Origin of the sequence: Levilactobacillus paucivorans, assembly GCF_001437125.1 — a bacterium.
Classification (GTDB): domain Bacteria; phylum Bacillota; class Bacilli; order Lactobacillales; family Lactobacillaceae; genus Levilactobacillus; species Levilactobacillus paucivorans.
This window is the reverse complement of sequence record NZ_JQCA01000016.1, coordinates 1-10113: the sequence shown is the minus strand read 5'-3', so window position 1 is coordinate 10113 and position 10113 is coordinate 1. Positions and strand designations below refer to the sequence as shown.

7 protein-coding genes are annotated in these 10113 nt (G+C 46.9%); 6 read left to right on the top strand and 1 reads right to left on the bottom strand.

The genetic code is table 11. The annotated features are described in order from the left end of the window. Window positions 1–299 precede the first annotated feature (299 nt). The 4 genes from IV54_RS00850 (at window position 300) to IV54_RS00835 (ending at window position 7540) form a co-directional block, all read left to right on the top strand. On the top strand, window positions 300–944 hold the full coding sequence (locus IV54_RS00850) for a FusB/FusC family EF-G-binding protein (RefSeq protein ID WP_057877508.1): 645 nt from the start codon (window positions 300–302) through the stop codon (window positions 942–944). A 349-nt stretch (window positions 945–1293) separates the two neighbouring features. Then, on the top strand, window positions 1294–3129 hold the full coding sequence (locus tag IV54_RS00845) for a DUF5776 domain-containing protein (RefSeq protein ID WP_057877507.1): 1836 nt from the start codon (window positions 1294–1296) through the stop codon (window positions 3127–3129). Window positions 3130–3501: 372 nt separating this feature from the next. Further along, window positions 3502–5331 (top strand): DUF5776 domain-containing protein, encoded by a 1830-nt coding sequence (locus IV54_RS00840; RefSeq protein WP_057877506.1) that lies wholly within the window; start codon window positions 3502–3504, stop codon window positions 5329–5331. Between the two features lie 397 nt (window positions 5332–5728). Continuing rightward, entirely contained in the window at window positions 5729–7540 is a 1812-nt protein-coding gene (locus IV54_RS00835) for a MucBP domain-containing protein (RefSeq protein ID WP_057877505.1), read from the top strand. Window positions 7541–7644: 104 nt separating this feature from the next. Here IV54_RS00835 and IV54_RS00830 read toward each other — a convergent pair whose 3' ends face one another. Next, a complete protein-coding gene (locus tag IV54_RS00830) occupies window positions 7645–8196 on the bottom strand; it encodes an LURP-one-related/scramblase family protein (RefSeq protein WP_057877504.1) in 552 nt (183 codons plus the stop codon). A 115-nt stretch (window positions 8197–8311) separates the two neighbouring features. Between IV54_RS00830 and IV54_RS00825 the strand changes: the two genes are divergently transcribed. Together IV54_RS00825 and pta are read left to right on the top strand one after the other, a co-directional pair. Next, on the top strand, window positions 8312–9040 hold the full coding sequence (locus IV54_RS00825) for a uracil-DNA glycosylase (protein ID WP_057877503.1): 729 nt from the start codon (window positions 8312–8314) through the stop codon (window positions 9038–9040). A 32-nt stretch (window positions 9041–9072) separates the two neighbouring features. Next, a complete protein-coding gene (gene pta / locus IV54_RS00820; protein WP_057877502.1) occupies window positions 9073–10050 on the top strand; it encodes a phosphate acetyltransferase in 978 nt (325 codons plus the stop codon). Window positions 10051–10113: the final 63 nt, after the last annotated feature.

Genomic DNA, 10113 nt, shown 5'->3' with positions numbered 1-10113 from the left:
CACCGTGATCAAGCTACCTTCATACGAATTTTACCAACAACAGTTGACAGAGAACCGCTATTAGACCATGAGAGTGATCGACAGAACTTGTCGGTCACTCTTTTTGATCGCCTTACAGTTGCAATCTGCGGCGAGTTTCGGTACACTAGAAAACAATTCAGCTAAAAAAACTGAATGCAAGGAGATGATCGACGATGATGGCATCGTTATTTGTACAGATGAGTGCTGGCTGTTAGCGACACTTTTCTGTCATACCTTTCGGAGAAGTGTCTGGTTTAAATCTGAAAGGAACTTTATTCATGGAAACAACAATAACTGCATACAACTATAGTGATATCACCCAGAAGGTTAACACACTCGTCAGTTCTTATCTCTCGGTCAATGACAGCCGCATGCGGCGGGTCATTCGCGACAGTACGATTGCCGAAATTCAGGCTATTTTGCCAGCTGACAATCCGATTACCGAGGCGTTCATAGAACGACTGAAGCCGGATCGCCTGACACGGAAGGCCGCGGCAGCACTGTTGCCAACCTTAGAACCGTTAGTCGAACCCTTCCCAGATCTGACGTCGAAGCAACTGAGTAAGTTGTTCCGGAAGGTCAAGAAGCTGAAACAGCCTGAATGGGCGTCGGTTAACCGCCATCAACTCACGTATCTGGGCTGGAATGATGGGGGTAACCAGAAGAAGTATCTGGTGGCACCCTATCAAGGCAAGCTGATTGGTATTCAGGGTGATATGGGTCCCAAGACCGTTAAGAATGTATGTGCTATCTGTCATACGATCGGGAATGTCTCGCTCTTCGTTACCACGACGAAGGCCGGACTGGAAACCTATACGCGTAATGGTAATTATATCTGCCGTGATAGTGACCAGTGTAATCGGCAATTGACCGATCCACAGGGCTTAGCAGAGTTCATCGAAACCGTTCGTTCAAAACGGTAACCTTGATTAAATCTAAACTTCAAATAGAGCCGTTATCTTCGCTTGTCGGGGATAACGGCTTTTTTCGGGACGTGAGTTTGACGAAACCATCAGAAAAAGTCAATGATAACTATTCGAAAATGAAATTTTAATTTTAACGTGTGATGAAGTCTGATGTGGGGAGGTTGCGAGAGTCCCAACTTTGTGAATTTTAGAATTTATGGTGCAGATGTCGAACGAAATGGGATGTTTTTTGCCAGTCAATGCCTGGAAGAGTAGTCAAGTTTAGGTGAACGATGGTATTATCATTTCCAAGATATGAAGTACGAAACTTCACATAATATAAAAAACGAAAGCTGAGGAAACCACCATGAAGAAATGGCAAGCAACTCTTTTATTCACGAGTCTCGTCCTTGGAATTACCCAACCTATTGCTGTATTAGCGACACCCAACAGTCAACCAACGGTAACGGCTCAGGCCGCGACTACTCAATCCGAAGCAACACAGTCCGACACAACAAAAGGTGATGTTGTCGCCGAAGGGGACTACGGCGTGCATTGGTACTTGACGGCCGCGGGTGAACTACATTTAGGCGCCGGAACATTAAAGGATACCCCAATTCCACCAACTACGGGTGACGGCTCAAACAATGGCCAGTTATCGACCCAGATTGCTGAAGCACAGGGGATTACCAACCCCAAGCTACCACAATTGCAAGAGGTCGGTGCACAAGTTACCCGAGTGGTATTGGATGGACCGGTGGCAACTTCAGCCAACGCAGTTAACCTCTTTGCTCAGTTCGGCCATGTGAGCGAATACGTTAACCTTGATAAATTGGACACGTCGGCGGCAACCTCGATGAAGGGGATGTTCTATTCGGACCAGGCCTACGTGGACCCAGAGGATAACGAAACGAAAAATGGCAATAACGTGTTGACCGCCTTGGATGTTTCACACTTTGATACTAGTCACGTGACAGACATGACGAACATGTTCACTCAGTTACGAAAGGTCTCTAGTTATAACTTGTCGAGTTTCAACACTGACCAGGTGACTAATGCCGGCTCGATGTTCTTTGGGAACTCATCGTTGAAATCGCTCGATATGTCACACCTGACTTTCGCCAATTTGAAGGTTGCGGCCTTCATGTTTAGTGGGAGTGACTTAGAAGTGTTACGGCTTGACTCATTCGCACCGCCAGCTAACTTTACGGGTTGGGCAATGTTTGGTGGTAAATCAACGCTCCAACAGTTAACGCTGGGACCCAAGACGACCTTGACGGGAGACACTTATCTGAATGATGCCAATACGATTGAAGATGAGGCTTTTCTTGACAAGTGGCAAGCCGTGGGGAGTGGGAAGGTTAAGAACCCATTAGGTGACAAGTATGACACTGGAAGAGCTGTGACGACCCTGTATGCTGGTGAGAACAAGCCAAGTGCAGTGGAAACTTATGTCTGGGAGCCAGTCGAGCGGGAAGTTGACCCAACACCAGCGCCCGTAGAGCAAGGGCAACCGGTGACCGTAAAGCATTTAGATACCAAGGGCAAACGACTGGCAGCTGACCAAGTGTTGACGGGAAATGTCGGAGAAGTTTATAAAGCGGAATGTCTCGCCATCAATGGGCATAAGCTCCACAAGGTTGCCGGTGATGCTAAAGGAACCTTTACGAGCACGCCAACTACGGTGACTTTCCACTACATTCCACACCAAACGACCGGGGGAGAATCCGATGGGTCCGTGCCGGTGAACGGGGTGGTCTACGCCAAGAAGACCATCAACCTGCACAGTAACAAGAACTTTACGGACAAGACGCCTAAGGCCACTTACCACAAGCAGAAACGGGCCAACCGACCAGTATTTGCGGTGACGGGTTACGCCACGAGTAAGCAAGGCTACAAGCGCTACAAGGTTCGTGATGTGAACCAGAACTCAAAGACGGCCGGTAAGACGGGTTACATTACGGCAAAATACGAGTATGTTTCCTCAGCTTACTATATCTTGAACCAGAAAAAAGTGAAAGTTCTGGGGGCTAAGGGGATCAACGGCTACAAGCAAAAGAATTTGAAGGATAAAGTTCGACACTACAAGAAGGGCCAAACGCTTAAGATTAAGCGAATCATCAGTAACAACAAGATTACGCGTTTCCAACTGACCAATGGCCAATACGTCACTGGTAATAAGAAGTTAGTTATCGCTGAATAGTAACGACTAGCATCGTGAGTGTTATAGCTCACGATGCTTTTTACGTATAAAAGTGAAGTCAGTCCGTCAATAAGGGGTATCAGCGTTTGATAATTGTTGACTTCGTTCACTCTGTTGCATAAGGCCAGAGGTCGCTCTAGAAAATTGAAATCTGGATGTCCTATCACCAGAAACTCCGTAATAATGGCGATGACAGGTGATATAAATCAATGAATAATAAAATGTGTGAGATAATGAAAGGGGAAGAATGGGAACTTTTTTGCAATGTGTGCAATAAAATGCTGGTAGAAACTCATTAACGGTGTTATTATATCCAACGTAAAAGTAAGCGATTCCACAATGGTAAATTTTTTGAAAGTTGAGGAGACCAACATGAAAAAATGGCAGGCAACAATTTTACTCACGAGTCTCACCTTAGGGGTGACACAGCCATTAGCCACGTTAGCTGCGCCTAGCTTGCGGACAACTGTGGTGGCACAGGCAGCCACGACATCTGACACGACTAAGTCAGACATTGCCGTTGAAGGGGACTATGGCGTTCATTGGTATTTGACGACCTCTGGCGAGCTTCATTTGGAAGCCGGGACATTGGCAGAACCGACAAGTTCTGAAATTACTGGGAATAAGGGGCAATTGGTCACACAGATTGCGCTTAAAGAAGGCAAGCCGGCGTCAACCGAGGCAGACCTGAACAAGGTTGGGGAGCAAGTGACCAAGGTTGTCCTGGATGGACCGGTAGCCACCTCATCAAATGCAACCAACCTTTTTGCCCAATTTGGCTTTGTCAGCGAATATGTCAATCTCGATAAGTTAGATACGTCCGCAGCAACGACCATGAAAGGGATGTTTCTTTCAGGTCAATCTTTCGTTGACCCAGCTGATAACAAAACCAAGACAGGAAACAACGTCTTACAGTCGCTGGATGTTTCTCATTTTGATACGAGTCATGTGACCGACATGTCATTTATGTTCTATCAGCTCAGAAAAGTTTCCAATCTAGACCTTTCGCACTTTAATACGGATAACGTCACCACTACGATGTCAATGTTTGTAAATGATGCTTCGTTACAGGAATTAGATATGTCTAAACTCACTTTTGCCAGTTTGAAGAGTGCTTTATACATGTTTAGTGGCAGTAACGTACAGATCTTGCGACTTGATTCGTTTGCGCCACCAGCTGACTTTAGTGGCAGTTCGATGTTTAATGGGAAAACGAACCTCTGGCAGTTAACGCTCGGACCCAAGACGATTTTCAAGAGTACCTCCACTTATCTTAACGATCCCAACACCATGAACGATGATGAATTTCTTCACAGTTGGGAAGCTGTTGGTGAAGGGACGGTTCAGAATCCACTGGGTGAGCGTTATGCCAAGGGAGCTGAAGTTGCGGCGCTTTACAGTGGCGATCACAATCCAACATCCGTGGAAACTTACGTTTGGGAACCCGCAGTGCGGGTCATTGAACCAGTGACGCCTCCGGTAACACCACCCGATACGCAACAAGGGCAACCCGTCACTGTGAAGTATGTGGATGCCCAAGGCAAGAAACTTGCCGATGACCAGGTCTTGACGGGAACCCTTGGGGCAACCTACACAGCCGAACGTTTGGCGATTTCTGGTTATAAGTTGAGCACCGTGACTGGGGATGAGAGTGGGACTTTTGGGAGTACGCCGACAACGGTAACTTTCCACTACGCCGCCGATCTCTCAACTGGTGGGTCCGGAGCCACAGTTGTGCCAATTACCGGCGTGCTTTACGCCAAGAAGACCATCAACCTCTATAGCAGCAAGAACTTCTCGAAGAAGACCAAGAAGGTCACCTACCGGAAGCAGAAACGGACCAACCGGCCAATGTTTGTGGTGACCGGGAATGCCAAATCCAAGCAAGGTTACCGTCGTTACAAGGTTCGCGACGTCAATCACCATTCTAAGACGGCTGGTAAGACGGGATACATTACGGCTAAGAGTGCCTATGTTTCTTCAGTCTACTATGCTAAAAAGCAGAATAAAGTGAAGGTCCTGAATGCCAAAGGGGTTAATGCATACAAGCAGAAATCCTTAAAGGGCAAGGTTCGTCACTACAAGAAGGGGCAGACACTGAAGGTTAAGAAGATCGTTAGTTACAAGAAAACGACGCGTTTCCAGTTGACCAACGGCAAGTACGTCACAGCTAATAAGAAATTAGTGATTGCTCAGAAGTAATCATGCTAACTAAATAGCATCAAAAACACGTCCTTCAAATGGTCAACGACCAATTTGGAGGACGTGTTTTTGATGTTACAGGTTATCTAAAAAGCTGGACATCCTAAAAAAGGATGACATATAACACCGGAAACTGGTATATGGTATAAACGGATTAACAACTGCGTGTTGCGGACACTATCCGGTTTAAAATTGCCGTTAACAGTGGATTTTTGATGATTATATAACGAAAAACAGGCTAACCAGTATGAACAAACTGCCGTTTTTAGATAAGTGTGGAAAAAATTCCTTCCCTTTTATGATTGTAGGTGTTATTATATACATATCGAAACGTATTAGCGAAATACTTATTCGAAATAATTCTTACTAGGGAATTGTTATGGAGGAGGAAGTATTCATGAAATGGCAAGCAACAGCATTATTATTTGGATTAACTTTGGGGGTTGCACAACCGATTAGTGCGGTTGTTTTACCTAATTTGGCACCGGTGGTTACGGCGAAGGCTGCGACGGATGCAGATACGACATCAACAGATGCCGATGATAGCGACGAAATTCAAGGGAATTTTGGGACGTCACACTTTTATATGAAGTCTGATGGCGTCTTGCACTTTGGTGCTGGGACTTTTGATGAATCGAGAGTCGTTGATGAGCGTACCAACATAAACTCGGTAATGGGGTATTTACTAGTTACCGATGATAATGGCAAGTACAACGGTACACCAACAACCAGTGAGACGGTTATTGAAAACGCTGCTAATGCTGCTGCCAAAAAGATTACGAGAATTGTCTTTGACGGGCCCGTTACGGTACCAGCAAATTCGAAAAATCTATTTGGAAACTTGCCCAATCTTACTGGTTTTGATAATCTTGACCTTTTGAATACCAGTCATGCAACAGACATGAGTTACATGTTTTCAAACTTACCTCAGGTCACTTCACTCGACACTTCGAAGTTTGATACCAAGCAGGCAACCACGTTCTTTGATATGTTTGCATATGACAAGCAATTAAGTGCTGTGGATGTCAGTGGTTTTGAAACACCTAATTTAACGACTGCAGCTTATATGTTTAAACGAGATACCGTCCTCAAAGAACTTAATTTTGCGAAGGCCAATTTTTCTAAGTCGGTACGGTTGGATTCGTTCATTTCCTACTCAGGTGTAGAAAAAATCGGTTTGAAAGATTTTGCTGGGAAAACCTCAAGCATGTTTAACCAAGCGCAAGCCCTCAAACAATTCTCGATGAATTTTAGTGAAAGCACACAGGACACGGGAAACTTGCCAAGTGTTAAAGCAACTGATGAGTATACCGGCAAGTGGCGGGCTGTTGGCAAGGGAACGGTTGGTAATCCTTTAGGGCAAACCTTTGATAGTGGGGCTGATGTCTTTGATAACCGAGTCAACCAGATTATTGGCATGGAAACCTACGTCTGGGAACCCGTAACACCAGTCATCGAACCCACGACACCTGATGTTGATCCCACAACACCAGTGGTTCCAACCGAAAGTGGCCAACCAGTCACGGTGCACTACGTCGACAACGATGGCAAAAAGCTTGCAGATGATGTGACCTTAACTGGTAAGTTAGGCGCAAGCTACCAAGCTGAAGAATTAGGCTTCTCTGGGTACAAGCTGGCCTCAACAGATGGTCAAGCCAAGGGAACCTTCACCAACAACAGCCAATCCGTGACGTTCCACTATGCACCGGACTTAGTTTCCGGTGGGGATGCCGACACGATTGCGCCGTTGACCAGTGTGGTTTACGCGACTAAGAAGATCAGTTTATACAGTAGCAAGAACTTCTCTAAGAAGGCTCGCAAGGTAACTTACAGCAAGCAGAAGCGGACGAACCGGCCAATGTTTGTGGTTACCGGCTACGCCAAGTCTAAACAGGGCTACAAGCGGTACAAAGTTAAAGACGTTAACCATGAATCCAAGACGGATGGTAAGACGGGCTACATCACCACGAAGCATGCTTACGTGGTTCCCGTATACTACGCGGTTAAACACAATAAACTTAAAGTTATCAACCCTAAAGGGGTTAACAGTTACAAGAACAAGGCTTTGAAGACCCACAAGGTTAAGCACTACAAGAAGGGGCAAACTTTAAAGGTTAAGAAGATTGTTTCTTATCACTTGACGACACGTTACCAATTAACGAATGGCAAGTATGTCACCGCTAACAAGAAATTAGTTCTGGCGAAATAAGATTTGAGGTCAATGCGTTCAGCGCGTTGGCCTTTTTCTTTGCCGAAATTTGAGTAAGCAAAAAGGATTGCGACACTCGTGAGCGTTCACAATCCTTAGTTAAGTTATTTTTTGCGTAACGTGAAGGGGACAACGCCTGACTGCAGGCGCTTGGGTCCCCAAGCTTTCTTGGGGAGGAGGGCACCCTGCTGATGTTTGGCCCACCGATCGAGGATGGCTGCTAGACAAATGATGAGGGGTTCGTTATCCAGTTGATCCACCACGAGCTCCACGGTTTCTCCGCCGGATCCGGCCATCGTGGTAATGGTGGCGATACGATCACGGCCACGGAAGATGCGGAAGTGGCCGCTGTTAAGATTTCCCATGATGACCCAGTTAAGGCCACGGACGAAGAGAACTTCGCGGATCACACCGAAGGTTTTGCTGACGCGGCCAACCGTTTGACGATGGTAGATCAAGCGAAACTTTGGCAACAAGCCGAGCGATTCTTGTTTGACCTCGGCCTCCAAAGCTCCCGCAATGGTATAGACGGAGAGAACGTCGGCGCGCAGACCCCACTTACCAACTAACAGGTAACAGGACTGATTCTGGTCGTCACGAATAACCGACGTGGCCTTGGCCGACAGTGCCGCCTCATTTAAATAGAGTGTTCGCAAAGAGACCCCTCCTTTCTCCAGATTTCCTAGACCCATTCTACCATGTTTTGGGGTTCTGGTTGGACAATATCATTTGTGAGGGTCTTATGCTAAAATAAACCTTGAGGTGTTGGGAATGAAACCGTTTATTCACAATGATTGGTGGCCGGTGCTGGAACCCGAATTTGAGCAGGCGTATTATCAACAGTTACGTCAGTTTTTAGTCGAGGAATACCAGCATCATGAGATTTACCCAGACATGTATCATATTTTCACAGCGTTTGAGTGGACGCCATTTAGTCAGGTCAAGGTCGTTATTTTAGGACAAGATCCCTATCACAACCCTGGTCAGGCTCATGGGTGTAGCTTCTCGGTTCTGCCCGGGACGCCAATTCCACCGTCGCTCAAGAATATTTATAAAGAACTTCAGAGTGATTTGGGGATTGCCCCAGTCAACCATGGCTATTTAGAGAAATGGGCGAAGCAGGGGGTTCTGTTGTTGAATTCCGTACTGACGGTGCGTTATGGTCAAGCCTTTTCACATAAGGGCCATGGTTGGGAGCGTTTGACGGACGTGGCAATTGCCAAGTTGTCGGCGCGCAAGGAACCCGTGGTCTTTATCCTATGGGGCAATGCGGCCCGGTCTAAGATTAAGTTGATTGATACCAAGACCAACATCGTCTTGCAGTCGCCGCACCCGAGTCCCTTATCGGCCAACAGGGGATTCTTTGGGTCCAAGCCATTCTCAAAAACCAACATCGCTTTACAGTCCTTGGGGGAGGCTCCCATTGATTGGCAATTACCCGCAGAGGTAACGGTTGCGGATCCGAAAGGGTCGCCCAACCAGACGTCGCAACAGAACTGAATCGTGGGATTATTTTATGGAGGTCTTCAACTATGGAACTTTTTGATAGTCTTAAGCAAAAGATTAATGGTCAAAATAAAACGATTGTGTTTCCTGAGGGTGCCGATGTACGAGTTCTCGGAGCCGCTAGCCGCCTCGCAGCGGATGGTTTGATTAAGGCAATTGTGCTTGGAGATAAGATTGATATTCAGGCGACGGCTACGAACCACGCGATTGATTTGACACCGTTGACGATTCTCGATCCCGCCGACATGTCGACAGCTGATCACGAGGCTATGTTGGATGCCTTAGTCGAACGTCGTAAAGGCAAGAACACCGTGGAACAAGCGGAAAAAATGCTGACTGATCCCAATTACATTGGGACCATGATGGTTTACATGGGCCAAGCTGATGGGATGGTTTCTGGTGCGGTTCATCCAACCGGGGATACCGTTCGGCCAGCCTTACAGATCATTAAGACCAAGCCCGGTGTTCGTCGTATCAGTGGGGCCTTCATCATGCAGAAGGGTGACGCGCGTTATGTCTTTGCTGACTGTGCTATTAACATCGAATTAGATGCTGCCGGGATGGCCGAAGTGGCTGTCGAAAGTGCGCACACCGCCAAGGTCTTCGATATTGACCCTAAGGTTGCTTTATTGAGCTTCTCAACTAAGGGTTCCGCTAAGGGTGACATGGTCACCAAGGTTCAGGAGGCCACACAGTTGGCTCACGAAGCCGCTCCTGACTTAGCCGTTGACGGTGAATTACAGTTCGACGCCGCCTTCGTTGCCAGTGTCGCCGCGCAGAAAGCCCCAGACTCCAAGGTAGCCGGGCACGCCAACGTCTTCGTCTTCCCTGAATTACAATCTGGTAATATTGGCTACAAGATTGCCCAGCGCTTCGGGGGCTTCGAAGCCATTGGACCTATTCTGCAAGGCTTGAACAAGCCAGTCTCAGACCTTTCACGGGGTTGTAACGAAGAGGACGTCTACAAGGTAGCCATCATCACGGCTGCTCAGTCCTTGAACTAAAAATTTTGGTTCTCTGTCAAACATCCTAAAGTAAGAGGTATCAAGATTGTGACGACAATCTTG

Excerpts from the sequence above, each read along its gene's own strand:
- IV54_RS00845 (WP_057877507.1), top strand. The coding sequence starts at position 1,294 with ATGAAGAAATGGCAAGCAACTCTTTTATTCACGAGTCTCGTCCTTGGA.
- IV54_RS00850 (WP_057877508.1), top strand. The coding sequence starts at position 300 with ATGGAAACAACAATAACTGCATACAACTATAGTGATATCACCCAGAAG.
- IV54_RS00840 (WP_057877506.1), top strand. The coding sequence starts at position 3,502 with ATGAAAAAATGGCAGGCAACAATTTTACTCACGAGTCTCACCTTAGGG.
- IV54_RS00825 (WP_057877503.1), top strand. The coding sequence starts at position 8,312 with ATGAAACCGTTTATTCACAATGATTGGTGGCCGGTGCTGGAACCCGAA.
- IV54_RS00835 (WP_057877505.1), top strand. The coding sequence starts at position 5,729 with ATGAAATGGCAAGCAACAGCATTATTATTTGGATTAACTTTGGGGGTT.
- pta (WP_057877502.1), top strand. The coding sequence starts at position 9,073 with ATGGAACTTTTTGATAGTCTTAAGCAAAAGATTAATGGTCAAAATAAA.